This window comes from Aquipseudomonas alcaligenes, assembly GCF_003205495.1.
GTDB classification, from domain to species: domain Bacteria; phylum Pseudomonadota; class Gammaproteobacteria; order Pseudomonadales; family Pseudomonadaceae; genus Aquipseudomonas; species Aquipseudomonas alcaligenes_B.
Map to the genome: position 1 here is coordinate 114,182 of NZ_QJRX01000001.1, position 16,258 is coordinate 130,439.

The following is a 16,258-nucleotide window of genomic DNA, read 5'->3' on the forward strand; positions in this document are numbered from 1 at the left end:
AGGACTGATCATCCATGAATGTCACTGTCCGCCGTGTCCTCGGCGCGGCTCTGAATCTGCTTTGCCTGCCCCTGGCGGCCATCGCCGCCGAACCCCAGGCCACCCATGAATTCCAGCTGGACAACGGCCTCAAGGTCATCGTCCGCGAGGACCACCGCGCCCCCGTGGTGGTCTCCCAGCTCTGGTACAAGGTCGGCTCCAGCTACGAGACGCCCGGCCAGACCGGCCTGTCCCACGCCCTCGAGCACATGATGTTCAAGGGCAGCCGCAAGCTCGGTCCCGGCGAGGCCTCGCGCATCCTGCGCGAACTCGGCGCCGAGGAAAACGCCTTCACCAGCGACGACTACACCGCCTACTACCAGGTGCTGTCGCGCGACCGCCTGGCCGTGGCCTTCGAGCTGGAGGCCGACCGCCTGGCCAGCCTGCGCCTGCCGGCCGACGAGTTCGCCCGCGAGATCGAGGTGATCAAGGAGGAGCGCCGCCTGCGCACCGACGACAAGCCGACCTCGCTGGCCTACGAACGCTTCAAGGCCCTGGCCTACCCGGCCAGCGGCTACCACACCCCGACCATCGGCTGGATGGCCGACCTCGAACGCATGACCGTCGAGGAACTGCGCCACTGGTACCAGGCCTGGTACGCGCCGAACAACGCCACCCTGGTGGTGGTCGGCGACGTCACCCGCGACGAGGTGCAGGGCCTGGCCCAGCAGTACTTCGGCGCCATCCCGCGCCGCGACGTGCCGCCGGCCAAGGCGCCGCGCGAGCTGGCCGAGCCCGGCGAGCGACGCCTCACCCTGCACCTCAAGACCCAGCTGCCGAGCCTGCTGATGGGCTTCAACGTGCCCGGCCTGGCCACCGCCAAGGAGGCCCGCCAGGTGCATGCCCTGCGCCTGATCGCCGCGCTGCTCGACGGCGGCTACAGCGCGCGCCTGCCGGCGCGCCTGGAGCGCGGCGAGGAACTGGTGTCCGGCGCCTCGGCCGGCTACGACGCCTTCCAGCGTGGCGACAGCCTGTTCCTGCTCTCCGCCACCCCCAACGTGCAGAAGGGCGTGACCCTGGAGCAGGCCGAGGCCGGCCTGTGGCGCCAGCTGGAGGACCTCAAACAGAACCCGCCCAGCGCCGAGGAGCTGGCGCGGGTGCGCGCCCAGGTGATCGCCGCGCTGGTCTACGAGCGCGACTCGATCACCAGCCAGGCCACCACCATCGGCTCGCTGGAGACCGTCGGCCTGTCCTGGACCCTGATGGACCAGGATCTCGCCGCCCTGGAGGCCGTGACCCCGGCCGATATCCAGCAGGCCGCGCGCACCTACTTCACCCGCTCGCGCCTGGCGGTCGCGCATATCCTGCCCGAGCAAGCCCAACAAGGAGTACAGCCATGAACGAGCGCAACGGCCTGCGTTACGGCCTGCTCGGCCTCGGCCTGGTCCTGCTGATCGGCCTGCTCGCTCTGATCGCCAGCCGCAGCGCCCAGGCGCCGGCGCCCGCCACCGAGCCCGCGGCCCAGCTGCAATCCCTGGCCGCCCTCAACGGCCAGGCGCCGAGCAGGCGCACCCTGGAGATCCAGCAGTGGCAGACCGCCGAGGGCGCCAAGGTGCTGTTCGTCGAGGCGCGCCAGCTGCCGATGTTCGACCTGCGCCTGACCTTCGCCGCCGGCAGCAGCCAGGATGGCGGCGCGCCCGGCCTGGCCACCCTGACCAACGCCATGCTCAACGAGGGCGTGGCCGGCAAGGACGTCAGCGCCATCGCCGAGGGCTTCGAGAACCTGGGCGCCCAGTTCGGCAACGGCGCCTACCGCGACATGGCCATCGCCAGCCTGCGCAGCCTCAGCGCGCCGGCCCAGCGCGAGCCGGCGCTGCAGCTGTTCGCACAGGTGGTCGGCCAGCCGACCTTCCCCGAGGACTCGCTGGCGCGGATCAAGAACCAGCTGCTGGCCGGCTTCGAGTACCAGAAGCAGAACCCCGGCAAGCTGGCCTCGCTGCAGCTGTTCGAGCGGCTCTACGACGACCATCCCTACGCCCACCCCAGCGAAGGCACCGAGCGCTCCATCCCGGCAATCGGCAGCACCCAGCTGCGCGCCTTCCATGCCAGGGCCTACGCCGCCGGCAATGCGGTGATCGCCCTGGTCGGCGACCTCTCGCGCGCCGAGGCCGAAGCCATCGCCGCGCAGGTCTCCGCCGCCCTGCCCAAGGGCCCGGCGCTGCCGCGCATCGCCCAGCCCGAGGAACCCACGGCCGGCCCCAGCCATATCGAGTTCCCGTCCAAGCAGACCCACCTGCTGCTGGCCCAGCTCGGCATCGACCGCCGCGCGCCGGACTATGCCGCGCTGATGCTGGGCAACCAGATCCTCGGCGGCGGCGGCTTCGGCACCCGCCTGATGGAGGAGGTGCGCGAGAAACGCGGGCTGACCTACGGCGTGTACTCCGGCTTCAGCGCCATGCAGGCGCGCGGCCCGTTCATGATCAACCTGCAGACCCGCGCCGAGCTGAGCCAGGGCACCCTGCAGCTGGTGCAGGACATCCTGCGCGAGTTCATCGCCCAGGGCCCGACCCAGAAGGAACTGGACGACGCCAAGCGCGAGATGCTCGGCAGCTTCCCGCTGACCACCGCGAGCAACGCCGACATCGTCGGTCAGCTCGGCGCCATGGGCTTCTACGACCTGCCGCTGACCTACCTGGACGATTTCATGGCCGAGACCCAGGCCCTCGGCGTCGAGCAGGTCAGGGCCGCCATGGCCAGGCACCTGGACGTGAACAAGCTGGTGATCGTCACCGCCGGCCCTACGGTCGCGCAGCAGCCGCTGCCGCCGCCCACCGCCAAACCAGCCGAGCGCCCCGCCGGCCCGCCGGAGCACTGATGCGCAAGCCCAGCCCCACACCCAAGCACGGCGGCAGCGGCCAGCTGCGCATCATCGCCGGGCAATGGCGCTCGCGGCGCTTCGCCTTCCCCGAGGGCCCGGGCCTGCGCCCGACCCCGGACCGGGTGCGCGAGACGGTATTCAACTGGCTGATGCCCTATGTCGAGGGCGCCCGCGTGCTCGACTGCTTCGCCGGCAGCGGCGCCATGCTGCTGGAGTCGCTGTCGCGCGGCGCCGCCAGCGCCCTCGGCCTGGACCTCAACCCGCAGTCGGTGGCGGCCCTGCGCGGCCACCTGGGCAGCCTGGGGTGCACGGCCGGCCAGGTGCAGCAGGTCGACGCCCTGCGCTACCTGGAAAGCCAGGTGGCGACCCCCTTCGACCTGGTGTTCCTCGACCCGCCCTTCCACCAGAACCTGCTGGCCCCGGCCTGCACCCTGCTGGAGGAGCGCGGCTGGCTGGCCCCGCGGGCCTGGATCTACTGCGAGAGCGAGGCCGCGCCCTCGGCCCTGGGCCTGCCGGGCAACTGGCGCCTGCACCGCGAGAAGCAGGCCGGGCAGGTCTACTACTCGCTGTGGCAGCGCGGCTGAGATGGCCCGCCGCCCCTCGCCGCTGCGCGACTTCATCTACGACAACCTGCTCTACCTGCTCCTGGCCCCGCTGGCGCTGGCCCTGCTGCTGGCCGAGCAGGAAATCGGCCTGAGCCTGTCCCGGCGCATCCAGGAGCCCTCGGCGGGCCTGACCCTGGGCCTGGCGACGCAGCGGGCGATTGCCCTGCTAGTGCTGATCTACAGCCTGCGTCGTCTTTGGCTCGGCCAGCGCCGCTGAGCGGGCATTCGTCCGGCCAATGGTGCTTCCGCTTTGCCGGCGTAGGCCCTAGCCTGAGACTTTCGGCACGACTGCAACCTCCATGCACGACGACTTCCAACCCGCCTGGTGGCTACCCGGCCCGCACCTGCAGACCCTGTTCGGCGCCCTGTGCCGCACCCCGCCGCGCCTGCAGCGCCAGCGCGAGCGCCTGTGGCTGGACGACGGCGACTTCCTCGACCTCGACTGGCACGGCCCGCACGAAGCCGAGGCGCCGCTGGTCCTGGTGCTGCACGGGCTGACCGGCTCGTCCGCCTCGCACTACGTGCTCGGCCTGCAACAGCAGCTGGCCGCGCGCGGCTGGGCCAGCGTGGCGCTGAACTGGCGTGGCTGCTCCGGCGAGCCCAACCTGCTGCCGCGCGGCTACCACTCCGGGGTCAGCGAGGACGTGGTCAGCGTGGTGCGCCACCTGCAGGCGCAGCGGCCACTGGCGCCGCTGTACGCGGTGGGCTACTCGCTGGGCGGCAACGTGCTGCTCAAGTACCTCGGCGAGAGCGGTGAGGACTCCGGCCTGCAGGCGGCGGTGGCGGTGTCGGTGCCGTTCCGCCTGGATCACTGTGCCGAGCGCATCGACCGCGGCTTCTCCAAGGTCTACCAGGCGCATTTCATGCGCCAGCTGGTCGCCTACGTGCGCGACAAGCAGCAGCGCTTCAGCACCGAGGGCCACCACGAGCGCCTGGCGGCGCTGCAGCAGCTCGGCCCGCTGCAGGGCATGCGCACTTTCTGGGACTTCGACGGCCGCTTCACCGCGCCGCTGCACGGCTATGCCGACGCCGACGACTACTACCGGCGCGCCTCCAGCCGCTTCTACCTGGAGCGCATCCGCACCCGCACCCTGATCATCCAGTCCAGCGACGACCCCTTCGTCTTCGCCCACAGCGTGCCACCGGCCCACGAGCTGTCGACCAGCACCCGCCTGGAGCTGCACCAGCAGGGCGGGCACGTCGGCTTTATCGGCGGCTCGCTGCGCCAGCCGGAGTTCTACCTGGAGCGGCGCATCCCCGCCTGGCTCGCCGACGGGCGCTAATCGGCCCAGGCGTCGAGCCAGCCCCAGCGGTGCGGGAAACGCGCGACCAGGCCGAGGCGATCGACACGCCAGCGCGGCGGCAGCTCGCCGAGGATGCGCGCCTGCAGGCGCAGGTGGCGGCTCGGCGCGCTGAACGCCGGCTGCAGCTCGGCCGGCACCGCGATGCTGTCCTCCACCTGGCGTACCACCTCGGCCGGCAGCCGGCTGCCGTCGGGCAGCAGCAGGCTCAGGCGCTGGCCGGGCAGCGCATACTCGGCGTGGCGCGGATCGAGGTAGATCCACAGCTGGACGGCGTCCGGGCGCTGCTGGCGCAGCAGCAGGGTGCCGGGGCCGACGTTCTCGCCCTCGGCCACCAGCACCTCGCTGACCACGCCCGCCTCCACCGCGCGCAGGCTCAGGCCCTGCAGCCGTGCCAGCAGCCAGGCACGTTCCAGCTCGCGCTGCTGCAGGGCGCCATCCTGCGGGGCCTGCACGGCCAGGCGCTGGTCGAACTGCAGCAGGTCAAGGCGCCGGCGGTCGAGTTCGTCGCGCGCGGCCTGCTCCTCGCCGCGGGTCGCCGCGCCGGCGGCACGCAGGGCCTGCAACTGGGTCAGGCGCTGCGCCGTGCTGTCCTGCAGGCGCAGCAGGGTGTCGCGCTCGCGCTGCAGCAGGGCGCTCTGCTGCGCCGTGGCGGCGGCCACGGGCTGTGCCGGCTCGGCCAGCAGGGCCAGGCGCGCGCGCCACTCCGGGTTGTCCAGTTCCAGCAGCGGCTGCCCGGCCGCCACCCGTTCGCCGGGGCGCACCAGGATCTGCCGCACCTGGCCGGGCTCGCGGGCACGCAGCTCGCTGGCGGGCAACAGCAGCTGGGCCGGCGCCTCGATCAGCCAGACGCTCAGCAGGGCGCGCCCGACCAGCCACAGCAGCGGACTGGTGACGGCCAGCAAGATCAGGTACCAGCGCAGCTTGAAGGCCAGGCGCTTGCCTGGTGCGTAGAGCACCTTGAGGCCCTGCTCGCGGGTCGGCTGCTGTTCTTTCGGGCTGCTGAAACGGATCTTCATGAAGGGCTCAATGCGGGTAGTGGGTCCAATCCTGCCAGTCGATGCCGGTGACTCCCACCGGCTGCAAGCGCACGCGCCAGCGCTCGACCTGTTGCTGCAGCTGGCGCGCCGGCACGCCGGCCCAGCTCTCTTCGGCCGACAGCTGCGGCTCGACGCTCTGCGCCAGGCGGAAGCGCAGGGCCGGCCAGCGCTGGGCGATCTGCTCGGCCAGCTCGGCGCTGCGTTCGGCGTTGCGCGTATAGATCATCAGGCTGACCTGCTGCACGCCGCGCTGTGGCAGGGCGCAGGGCACGCAGGTCTGCCCCGCCTGTGGCGCGGCGAACCAGCGGTGGTGGCTGGACAACTCCAGTGGCCAGGGATTGAGGCTGGCCACCGCGGCCAGGGTGTCGAGCCAGTCCTGCAGGCGGCTGTCCGGCACAGGCCAGCCCAGCTGCTCGACCTCGAGGTCGAGGTGCAGGGCATCGAACGGCAGGCCCTGCAGCTGGCCGAGCAGGTCGAGCAGACCCTGGCGCCCGGCCGGCTCCAGCCAGGCCGGATCGCCCAGCAGCAGGGCCACTTCCAGGCCCTGGGCATGGGCCTCGTCGAGGCTGCTCTGGAGGCGCTGGCGCAGCAGCGGGATGTCCGCCACCTGGGCAGCGGACAGGCCCAGGTAGAGGCGCTGCATGCCGGCCCGGCGCAGGTCGCGCAACTCGGCGCGGCGGCTGCCGGCCTGCAGCAGGCGGCGGCTGTCCCAGACATAGGTGCCCTGGCGCCAGTCGCCGGCGGTGCTGGCCAGGCTCCAGTATTCGCGGGTCACGCCCAGCAGTTCGGCCAGGCCACCGTCGTCCTCGACGAACAGGCGCAGCGCCGCCTCGCGCAGCCAGGCCGCATGCCAGGCGGCGATCAGGCGCAGGCCGGCGGCCTGCTGCTCCAGCTCGGCGGCCAGTTCGCCCTGCACGCCGCGCTCCAGTTCGGCGTCGCGGCGCAGGCGCTGCTCGCGCAGGGCCTGCTCGGCCACCGCCAGCTCCTCGCGGGCGCTGGCCAGCGCCTGGATGGCGCTGCGCTGCTCGCGCAGGGCCTGGCCGAGGCCGAGCAGCAGCTGTTCGCGCTCGGCCTCCAGGCGTGCCTGGGCGGCCTGATGCCGGGCCTCGCGCTCGCGGGCGCGGTCACGGCCGTAGCCGAGCGGATCGAGCGGCGCGGACAGGCTGAGGCTGGCCACCAGGCCGTCGCCCGGCTTGGCCGCGCCGCTGCGGTCCTCGTAGCTCTGCGCCAGGCTGAGGCTGGAGTCGACCCCGGCGTACCAGGGCGACTGGCGCTCGCGCTCGGCCTGGCGCAGCTCGTCCTGACGCTCGCGCAGGCGCGGGTGGGCGTCCAGGGCGCGCTGCCAGCTGCTCAGCGGCAGCACCCGGCTCGCCAGGGCCTCGGCCGTGGGGCGCTGGCGCTCGTCGAGCGCGCGCCCGGCCAGGCCGGCCACGGCGGCGCGGGTTTCCTCGAGCAGCGCCGCGGCCTGCTGGCAGCGCCGCTCCAGGCTCTGCCACTGGCCCTGCTGCTGGCGCGCCTCGGAGGCCAGCAGCCAGCCTTCCTGACTGCGCCGCTGCAGGCGTTCGCGGGCCGCCCGCGCGGCCGGCAGCAGGGTGGCGCACCAGCGCTGCTCCTGTTCGGCGCGCCACCAGTCGGCATAGGCGCTGCGCAGCGCCAGGCGCTGCTCGGCGCGCGCCAGCAGGTCGCGGGCGCGTTGGCGCTGCTGCTCCAGTTCGACCGCCTCGACCGCGCGCAGCTGCCGGTGCAGGCTGCCGAGCAGCGGATGGCGCAGGCCCAGGGCCAGGTCGCGGCCGTAGTAGTCGTCGCGCAGGTCCTCGGTGACCAGCTCGCGGTAGTGCCCGGTGCCGGCGGAGGCGAACCACTGCCAGCCGGCCTCGGCCTCGCGCTGGCGCTTGAGTGCGTCGAGGGCGTCCTGCTCGGCGCGCCCGGCCCGCGCCAGGGCGCTGTCATCGAGGCCGGCCAGCAGTTCGCCCAGCGCCAGCGTCTCGCCGCGCGCCAGGCTGGCAGCCAGCAGCAGGCCGATCAGGGAAAGGGTACGCAGCATCTCAGAACCTCTTGGCCTTCTTCAGCACCCACCAGGGCGCCATGCTGGATTCCTCGTGGCCGCGGCGCAGGGCCTCGTTGAGCATGGCCACGGCGCTCCAGCAGCGCATCACCAGCATGAACAGGGGGAACAGGAACACGATGGGCAGCAGGCGCAGGTCCTGGCGCGGCCGCTCGGAGACCATCGCCAGCATGGCCAGGTACATCAGCAGGGTCACGCCCAGGTAGACCAGGTAGATCAGCCCGGCCAGGGCCAGGTAGTGCGGCAGCGGCAGGACGAACAGGCCGACCACCAGGTAGCCGAAGATGATGAAGGGCAGCACCAGCTGGAAGAAGAAGCCGCTGACCAGGGTCATGAGGAAGTTGGGCCAGCCGAGCAGGCGCGGGTTGAAGCTGTGGCGGTGCTTGCGGATGTACAGGAAGTACAGGTCGCCGTCCCAGCGCAGACGCTGCATGAGGAACTGGCGGAAGGTGGTCGGCGCGTCGGTGTGGCCGATGGCGGTGGGCTCGAAAGGGATGCGCAGGGGCTGGCGGCCGAAGTAGTTCTTGATGCGCAGGGTGATGTCGAGGTCCTCGGCGGTGTGGGTGTCCCAGCCGCCGACCTTGTCCAGGAAGCTGCGGCGGAAGGCGCCGAAGGCGCCGGAGACGTTGTTCACCAGGTTCCACTCGCTCAGGCCGATCTTCGCCATGTGGATCGACAGCAGGTACTCCAGGGCCTGCATGGCGGTGGTCAGCGAGGCCTTCCAGTTGCGCACGCGCAGGCTGCCGGCCACGGCCGGCACGTCGGGGTCGGCGAAATGGCGGACGATGTTGACCACCATGTCGTTGTCGAACGAGGTGTCGCCGTCCAGGGCCATGACGATCTCGCCGGTGCAGTGGGCCAGGCCGGCATTCAGCGAGGACACCCGGCCGCCGCGCTGCCACTTGGCGATCGGCCGCAGCAGGCGGCGCGGGTAGAGCTGGCGGTCGACGCGGAAATCGCGCACCGCCTGCATGGTGGTCTGGTTCACCGCGGCGCCATCGACCACCGGGATCATCTCGATCTCGCCCTGGTAGGTCTGCTCACACAGGCTGCTCAGGGTGCTCTGCACGTCGCGCCCTTCGCTGTAGCAGGTAATCACGCAGGACACCCGCGGCCGGTAGCCGTTGTCCGGTGGCAGCTCGAAGGGCTTGCGCAGGAACCAGCGCAGCACGCCGAGCAGCACCAGCAGGTTGAGCGGCACCTCCAGCAGCAGGAAGGCCGGCAGCAGGCTCACCAGCAGGCGGATGCCGCCGTCGGCCTTGCCCAGCTCGGTGAGCAGCAGCTGCCACTGCAGGAGCACGGCGTCCATGGGTCAGCCCAGCTGGCCGCCCAGGCGGGCCAGCAGCAGCGCGGCATCCTCCTGGTCGAGCAGTTCATCCGGAGCGACGAAACCGAGCTGGCGCACCTCGATGCGCGTCTCGCCACTCTCGCCCAGGCGCTCGGCGCCCTTGGCCAGGCGCTTCTTGACCACCTCCAGGCCGGCCGCGTCGGTGTGCGGCATGAGCAGCCAGAGCACCTCCTCGTTCAGTCGGCAGCAGCGATCGGTTTCGCGCACAGCCTCCTGCAGGCGCTCGACCAGGCCGTCGATCAGGGCATGGCCGCGCATCTCGCCGAGGCGGTCGAGGGTCTCCAGCAGGTTGACGAAGCGCACCCCGAGCAGGGCGAAGGGCGGTTTCTTGTGCCGCCGCACCAGTTGCAGCTGCCAGTTGAGCAGCTCGTAGAAGCTGCGGTGCGAGAGCAGATCGAGGCGGCCGAACTGGTCGTTCTCCACCGGGCTGGTGTTGAAGCCCTGGCGGCAGCGCAGGCGGCCGGCCTCGGCCAGGCGGAAGTGGCGCACCTCGCGCACGCGCAGCTTGTCCGGTGCATGGGCCTGGCCACAGTCCAGGCAGCGCGCCTCGACGCTGGCGTCGACGAAGAACGCCTGGCAGCTGCGGCAGCGGTAGTTCTCCAGCGGCCGGTCGTAGTCGCTGCCGATGTGGCGCAGGCGGCTCAGGCAGTTCGGACAGAGCAGCAGGCCGTCCTTGAGGAAGTGCTCCTGGGGGCCGACATGGCCGCAGGTGAAGCAGTGCAGCGAGGGCTGGCGGGAGATGTCCAGGGCCTGGCACTCGGGGCACACGTCGACGTAGTTGAGGCGCCCGGAGCCGCAGTCGGTGCACAGGCGCACGCGGTCGATCAGCGCGCCCTCCTCCAGCCAGCCCTGCTGCAGCATCAGCTGCAGCCAGGCGAAGTCGTTGACCGTCTCGCCGTCGCCGAGGGCCTCCAGCAGCGGGTAGCGGTAGTGCTGGGCCACGCTGGCGTCGCGCAGCGCATGCACGTCGCCGCGCGAGCGCAGCCACAGCCAGGCCAGCACGCGGGCGTCGAAGCGCTCCGGGGCGACGCCGCGGTTGAACAGGCCGAAGCGCTCGCGCCACAGCCGCCACAGTGGCGTGATGGCGCCCAGATCGGCCGGCGGGCGGCCGTCGCCGAGGGCCTCGCACCAGGCATCCTGGTCCTGGCAGCAGTAGATCAGGGCGAAGCGGTAGGCCTGTTCCATGCGCAGGCTGCGCAGCAGCTGGCCGGCGCTGGCGCCCGGCAGGTCGAGCAGCAGCACATCGTAGGCGGGCACCGCAAGGAGAGCGGCCAGGTCGGCGAAACGGTCCGGCTCCAGGCCGTGGAAACGCGAGTGGGCGGTGCCCAGGACGGCAACTCGGGGCGTAGGGGTCGGCATGGCAGCAACTCGTAGATCGACAAGGGCGGCGGAAAACCGCCGCGACTGTGTCGGAAATCTAGCACAGCGGCGCTGGCGCGAGGCTTTTTCTGACGCCCTACTCAACTATTCCGGAGACGTCACGCATGTGCGTACTCAGCCGAGCAGCACCGCCGGCATGGGTACGTGCAGTTCCTGCAGCAGGGCCTGTACCGCCGCGCGTGCCGAGTCGGTGACGTAGCCGCTTTCCAGGGCGAGGATCTGGTACACGCCACGGCGCATCAGCTCCTCGCTGAGATCGCCGGGGTTGCTGCGCACGGTGCAGAGGAAGCGCACCCAGGAAGTGAGGATGATCCAGCTGTTGAGCACCAGCGCCTCGATCTGCTGCTCGTCCATGGCCAGGATGCCGGCGGCGACGAAGCCGCGGTAGATCTCGCCGGCGGCCTGCAGGCAGCGGTGGGCGAAGGCGCGGTAGCGCTCGGCCAGCTGCTCGTCGGTCTCCAGCAGGTGCTCCAGGTCGCGATGCAGGAAGCGGTAGTGCCACATGGCCGCGAGCAGGGCCTGCAGGTAGAAGGTCTTGTCCGCCACCGTCAGCGCCCGTCCCTCGGGCAGGCGCAGGAAGGCGTCGACGCGGTCTTCGTACTGGGCGAACAGCTCGGCGATGATCGCCTGCTTGTTGCGGAAGTGGTAGTACAGGTTGCCCGGCGACATGCCCAGGTGCGCGGCGATGTGGTTGGTGGTGACGCTGCGCTCACCCTGGGCGTTGAACAGCTCCAGGCTGGCTTCGATGATGCGCTCGCGGGTCTTGTTCTTCGGGGCCATGGTTCGGCTCACGCGGTAAAGGGACAAAAATACAGGCACACGCCCGATCTGACGACCGGCACAGGCCTCGATTGACAGTTTAGAGCAATTACTCTAAAAATCATTCCACTCCATTCCGCCGCTCCCCGTGAGGACGCCACCATGGTCGCCGACGTTGCCTATCTCCAACAAAACCAACAGCAGATAGACGCCCTGGAGCCGCTGCTGGCCGCCCAGCGCGCCGCCTACCGGACCAACCCGATGCCCTCGGCCGAGCAGCGCCGCGCCTGGCTCAAGGCCCTGCGCGAGCTGATCCTCGGCGAGCAGCAGGCGCTGATCGAGGCGGTCTCCCGCGACTTCAGCAACCGCGCCGCCGAGGAGACCCTGCTCGCCGAGATCATGCCCAGCCTGCACGGCATCGACTACGCCAGCAAACGCCTGGGCAAGTGGATGAAGCCATCGCGGCGCAGCGTCGGCCTGGCCTTCCAGCCGGCCGCGGCCAAGGTGGTGTACCAGCCGCTCGGCGTGGTCGGCGTGATCGTGCCGTGGAACTACCCGCTGTACCTGGCCTTCGGCCCGCTGATCGGCGCCCTGGCCGCCGGCAACCGGGTGATGATCAAGATGAGCGAATCGACCCCGGCCACCTCGCAGCTGGTCAAGGAGCTGCTGGCGCGCATCTTCCCCGAGAACATGGTCGCCGTGGTGTTGGGCGAGGCCGAGGTCGGCATGGCCTTCTCCAAACTGCCGTTCGATCACCTGCTGTTCACCGGCGCCACCAGCATCGGCAAGCATGTGATGCGCGCCGCCGCCGAGAACCTGGTGCCGGTGACCCTGGAGCTGGGCGGCAAGTCGCCGGCCATCGTCTCCGCCGACGTGCCGCTGGCAGACGCCGCCGAGCGCATCGCCTTCGGCAAGACCATGAACGCCGGGCAGACCTGCGTGGCCCCCGACTATGTGCTGGTGCCGCAGGACCGCGTGGAGGGCTTCGTCGCCGCCTATCGCGCCGCCGTGCAGCGCTTCTACCCCAAGCTGGAGAACAACCCGGACTACACGGCCATCATCAACGAGCGCCAGCTCGGCCGCCTCAAGGGCTACATCGCCGACGCCGAGGCCAAGGGCGCGCAGCTGGTGCCGCTGTTCCCCGGCGACCAGGGCCGCCGCCTGGCGCACAGCCTGGTGCTGAACGTGTCGGACGAGATGAAGCTGATGCAGGAAGAAATCTTCGGCCCGCTGCTGCCGATCGTGCCCTACCAGCGCCTGGACGAGGCCTTCGCCTACATCAACGACCGTCCGCGGCCGCTGGCCCTGTACTACTTCGGCTACGACAGGGGCGAGCAGCAGCGCGTGCTGCACGAGACCCACTCCGGCGGCGTGTGCCTCAACGACACCCTGCTGCACGTGGCCCAGGACGACATGCCGTTCGGCGGCGTCGGCCCCTCCGGCATGGGCCACTACCACGGCCACGAGGGCTTCCTCACTTTCAGCAAGGCCAAGGGCGTGCTGATCAAGCAGCGCTTCAACGCCGCGCGGCTGATCTACCCGCCCTACGGCACGGCGATCCAGAAGCTGATCCAGAAGCTGTTTATCCGCTGAGGGCTGCCGATGAACGATATCGCCAACGCCGCGCCGCAGCTGTCGCGCCGCGGCCTGCTCAAGGTCGGCCTGCTCGGCGGCGCCTTCCTCGCCACCGCCGGCGTCACCGCCAGCCTCAGCGGCTGCTCCAGCGAGACCCTGGCGCGCGGCTTCGCGCTGCTGCGCGAGAGCGACCTGCCGTTCCTGCGCGCCCTGATCCCGGTGCTGCTCGACGGCGCCGTGGCCGAGGGCAGCATGGCGGAGGCGGTGGACGCCACCCTGCTGGGCATCGACCACAACCTGCAGTACCTGTCGCCGGAGCTGCTCAAGCTGACCCGTCAGCTGTTCGACGTGCAGGCCATGGCCATCACCCGCGGCCCGCTGACCGGCGTCTGGGGCGGTTGGGAGCACGCCGACGCGGAAGAGGTGCGGCGCTTCCTGGCACGCTGGGAACACAGCTCGCTGGACCTGCTGCGCATGGGCCATGCCTCGCTGCTGCAGCTGGTGCTGATGGCCTGGTACGCCCGGCCGCAGGCCTGGGCCCATTGTGGCTACCCCGGCCCACCCCAGTTCTAACGGCCGGCTGCGCGTCGGCCAGGCGTTGTTGCAAGTACGCTCGGGCTGCTCATTTACCATTCGTAAACTCCGCGCCCTCGCGCACTTGCGCCTAGCCTGACTCTAGCTCGCTCGGCCTCAACTCCGAGCAGAATTACAAGAATGAGAGCCTGAACATGCCTGTACCCGATATCTTCCGCGACGGCCTGGCCCGCGGCTGGACCACCTACGACGGCTCGCGCCTGGACAAGGACCTGCTGCTGGAGGCCGACGTCGCCATCATCGGCAGCGGCGCCGGCGGCGGCACCACCGCGGAGATCCTCAGCGCCGCCGGGCTCAGGGTGCTGCTGATCGAGGAAGGCCCGCTGAAGACCAGCACGGACTTCAAGATGCAGGAGGCCGAGGCCTACCCGCAGCTGTACCAGGAGGGCATCGGCCGCCTGAGCAAGGACGGCGCCATCACCATCATGCAAGGCCGTGCCGTGGGCGGCACCACCCTGGTCAACTGGACGTCCAGCTTCCGCACCCCGGAGCCGACCCTGCAGCACTGGGCTGACGCCCATGGCGTGCAGGGCCACAGCGCCGCGGAGCTGGCGCCCTGGTTCGAGAAGATGGAGCAGCGCCTGGGCGTAGCGCCCTGGGCCATCCCGCCGAACCCCAACAACGCGGTGATCAGCGCCGGCTGCGAGAAGCTCGGCTACGCCTGGAAAATCATCCCGCGCAACGTGCGCGGCTGCTGGAACCTGGGTTACTGCGGCATGGGCTGCCCGACCAACGCCAAGCAGTCGATGCTGGTCACCACCATCCCGGCCGCCCTCGACCAGGGCGGCGCCCTGCTCTACCTGGCCCGCGCCGAACGCCTGATCCACGACGGCAGCCGCGTCAGCGGCCTGGAATGCCTGGGCATGGACGCGCGCGCGGTGGCGCCCAACGGCCGCCGCATCATGGTCAAGGCGCGCCACTACGTACTGGCCGGCGGCGGCATCAACAGCCCGGCGCTGCTGCTGCGCTCGCAGGCGCCGGACCCGCACCAGCGGGTCGGCAAGCGCACCTTCCTGCACCTGGTGAACTTCTCCGCGGCGCAGTTCGAGCAGGTCATCAACCCCTTCTACGGCGCACCGCAGTCGGTCTACTCCGACCACTTCCAGTGGGACGACGGCGCCACCGGGCGCATGTCCTACAAGCTCGAAGTACCGCCGCTGCAGCCGGCCCTGGCGGCCACCCTGCTGGGCCGCTTCGGCGTCGACAACGCCCTGCGCATGGAGCAGCTGCCGCACACCAACGTGATGCTGGCGCTGATGCGTGACGGCTTCCACCCGGACAGCGCCGAGGGCAGGGTGGAGCTGCGCGGCGACGGCACGCCGGTGCTCGACTACCGCATGACCGACTACACCTGGGACGGCATCCGCCGCGCCTTCCACAGCATGGCCGAGATCCAGTTCGCCGCCGGCGCCAGAGCCGTGCTGCCGCTGCACGCCGCGGCCGACTACGCGAAGAGCCTGGGCGAGGCCAAGGCCTTGATCGATCGCCTCGACCTGCGCCTGTTCCAGACCCGCCTGGGCAGCGCCCACGTGATGGGCGGCTGCGCCATGGGCGAGGACGCCAAGAACGCGGTCACCGACAGCCTGGGCCGCCACCACCAGCTGGAGAACCTGTCGATCCACGACGGCTCGCTGTTCCCCACCAGCATCGGCGCCAACCCGCAGCTGTCGATCTACGGCCTCACCGCCAAGCTCTCGACTCTGCTGGCCGAGCGCCTGCGGACCTAGACCATGAGCAAGCTGATCGCCGCCCTGCTGCTGGTCGCCGGCCTCATCCACCTGCTGCCGCTGGCCGGCGTGCTCGGCGGCGAGCGGCTCAACGCGCTGTATGGGCTGACCCTGGACGAACCCAACCTGCAGATCCTGATGCGCCACCGCGCCGTGCTGTTCGGCCTGCTCGGCGCCCTGCTGGCGGCTGCCGCCCTGCGCCCCGGGCTGCGCGGCCTGGCGCTGTTCGGCGGGCTGGTCAGCGTGCTCAGCTTTCTCCTCCTGGCCTGGAGCGCGCCGCTCTACAACGAGGCCCTGCAGCGCGTGGTGGTGGCCGACTGGGTGGCCCTGGCTTGCCTGCTGCTGGCCCTGCCCCTGCACCTGCGCAACCCCTGAGGGTTTTCCCGGGGGGAAACGCTGCGCTACCATCCGCGCACTCCAACCGCTCCGAGCAGGACTTCGCGATGAATCGAGTGTTGTACCCGGGTACCTTCGACCCCATCACCAAGGGCCATGGCGACCTGGTGGAGCGCGCCTCGCGGCTGTTCGATCACGTCATCATCGCCGTGGCCGCCAGCCCCAAGAAGAACCCGCTGTTCCCCCTGGAGCAGCGCGTAGCCCTGGCACGCGAAGTCACCGCGCACCTGCCGAACGTCGAGGTGGTGGGCTTCTCCACCCTGCTGGCGCACTTCGTCAAGGAGCAGAACGCCAACATCCTGCTGCGCGGCCTGCGCGCGGTGTCGGACTTCGAGTACGAGTTCCAGCTGGCCAACATGAACCGCCAGCTGGCACCGGACGTGGAAAGCATGTTCCTCACCCCGTCGGAGAAGTACTCCTTCATCTCCTCCACCCTGGTGCGCGAGATCGCCGCGCTGGGCGGCGATATCACCAAGTTCGTCCACCCGGCGGTGGCCGAAGCCCTGGCCGAACGCTTCAAAGGCTGAGGCGGCAGTCGCCTGTGCATGGCGCGCAGGCACTCGATCCGGCACAATTCGCCCATCGAATGCCTGAAAGTGCCATGCCCCGCG

General features: G+C 70.7%; 15 protein-coding genes. 10 read left to right on the forward strand and 5 right to left on the reverse strand.

The genetic code is table 11. The annotated features are described in order from the left end of the window. The first annotated feature begins 14 nt into the window (after positions 1 to 14). The 5 genes from DMO17_RS00525 (at position 15) to DMO17_RS00545 (ending at position 4,745) form a co-directional block, all read left to right on the forward strand. Positions 15 to 1,379, forward strand: a complete 1,365-nt coding sequence (locus DMO17_RS00525; protein WP_110680366.1) for a M16 family metallopeptidase — start codon at positions 15 to 17, stop codon at positions 1,377 to 1,379. Then, positions 1,376 to 2,854: a M16 family metallopeptidase gene (locus DMO17_RS00530; RefSeq protein ID WP_110680367.1), complete on the forward strand. Its 1,479-nt coding sequence runs from the start codon at positions 1,376 to 1,378 to the stop codon at positions 2,852 to 2,854. Before DMO17_RS00525 ends, DMO17_RS00530 begins: the two co-directional genes overlap by 4 nt. Next, on the forward strand, positions 2,854 to 3,441 hold the full coding sequence (gene rsmD / locus DMO17_RS00535; RefSeq protein WP_110680368.1) for a 16S rRNA (guanine(966)-N(2))-methyltransferase RsmD: 588 nt from the start codon (positions 2,854 to 2,856) through the stop codon (positions 3,439 to 3,441). Before DMO17_RS00530 ends, rsmD begins: the two co-directional genes overlap by 1 nt. 1 nt (position 3,442) lies before the next feature. After that, positions 3,443 to 3,679 carry a hypothetical protein gene (locus DMO17_RS00540; protein WP_258371028.1) on the forward strand — a complete coding sequence of 79 codons (237 nt, stop codon included), beginning with the start codon at positions 3,443 to 3,445 and terminating at the stop codon, positions 3,677 to 3,679. 82 nt (positions 3,680 to 3,761) lie between these two features. Beyond that, entirely contained in the window at positions 3,762 to 4,745 is a 984-nt protein-coding gene (locus DMO17_RS00545; RefSeq protein ID WP_110680369.1) for a hydrolase, read from the forward strand. On the opposite strand, the gene DMO17_RS00550 is transcribed toward DMO17_RS00545, so the two are convergent. The 5 genes from DMO17_RS00550 to DMO17_RS00570 all read right to left on the reverse strand — a co-directional run bounded on the left by DMO17_RS00550 (position 4,742) and on the right by DMO17_RS00570 (position 11,376). Next, on the reverse strand, positions 4,742 to 5,782 hold the full coding sequence (locus tag DMO17_RS00550; RefSeq protein ID WP_110680370.1) for an efflux RND transporter periplasmic adaptor subunit: 1,041 nt from the start codon (positions 5,780 to 5,782) through the stop codon (positions 4,742 to 4,744). The genes DMO17_RS00545 and DMO17_RS00550 overlap by 4 nt on opposite strands. A gap of 7 nt (positions 5,783 to 5,789) precedes the next feature. Further along, positions 5,790 to 7,847 (reverse strand): TolC family protein, encoded by a 2,058-nt coding sequence (locus DMO17_RS00555; RefSeq protein WP_110680371.1) that lies wholly within the window; start codon positions 7,845 to 7,847, stop codon positions 5,790 to 5,792. Position 7,848: 1 nt separating this feature from the next. Further along, a complete protein-coding gene (locus DMO17_RS00560) occupies positions 7,849 to 9,177 on the reverse strand; it encodes a glycosyltransferase family 2 protein (RefSeq protein WP_110680372.1) in 1,329 nt (442 codons plus the stop codon). Positions 9,178 to 9,180: 3 nt separating this feature from the next. Next, on the reverse strand, positions 9,181 to 10,575 hold the full coding sequence (locus DMO17_RS00565; protein WP_110680373.1) for a TackOD1 domain-containing metal-binding protein: 1,395 nt from the start codon (positions 10,573 to 10,575) through the stop codon (positions 9,181 to 9,183). Positions 10,576 to 10,710: 135 nt separating this feature from the next. After that, the gene (locus DMO17_RS00570; protein ID WP_110680374.1) at positions 10,711 to 11,376 is read right to left on the reverse strand and encodes a TetR/AcrR family transcriptional regulator; all 666 of its coding nucleotides are present in this window, start codon (positions 11,374 to 11,376) and stop codon (positions 10,711 to 10,713) included. 141 nt (positions 11,377 to 11,517) lie between these two features. On the opposite strand from DMO17_RS00570, the gene DMO17_RS00575 reads away from it, so the two are divergent. From DMO17_RS00575 to coaD, 5 genes are all read left to right on the forward strand, one after another. Further along, positions 11,518 to 12,948: a coniferyl aldehyde dehydrogenase gene (locus DMO17_RS00575; RefSeq protein ID WP_110680375.1), complete on the forward strand. Its 1,431-nt coding sequence runs from the start codon at positions 11,518 to 11,520 to the stop codon at positions 12,946 to 12,948. Between the two features lie 9 nt (positions 12,949 to 12,957). Further along, on the forward strand, positions 12,958 to 13,503 hold the full coding sequence (locus DMO17_RS00580) for a twin-arginine translocation pathway signal protein (protein ID WP_110680376.1): 546 nt from the start codon (positions 12,958 to 12,960) through the stop codon (positions 13,501 to 13,503). A gap of 155 nt (positions 13,504 to 13,658) precedes the next feature. Beyond that, complete coding sequence (locus DMO17_RS00585) at positions 13,659 to 15,251, forward strand: GMC family oxidoreductase (RefSeq protein ID WP_110680377.1); 1,593 nt, start codon at positions 13,659 to 13,661, stop codon at positions 15,249 to 15,251. A gap of 3 nt (positions 15,252 to 15,254) precedes the next feature. Further along, complete coding sequence (locus DMO17_RS00590) at positions 15,255 to 15,626, forward strand: phosphopantetheine adenylyltransferase (protein WP_110680378.1); 372 nt, start codon at positions 15,255 to 15,257, stop codon at positions 15,624 to 15,626. Between the two features lie 68 nt (positions 15,627 to 15,694). Continuing rightward, the gene (gene coaD / locus DMO17_RS00595; protein WP_110680379.1) at positions 15,695 to 16,174 is read left to right on the forward strand and encodes a pantetheine-phosphate adenylyltransferase; all 480 of its coding nucleotides are present in this window, start codon (positions 15,695 to 15,697) and stop codon (positions 16,172 to 16,174) included. Positions 16,175 to 16,258 lie beyond the last annotated feature (84 nt).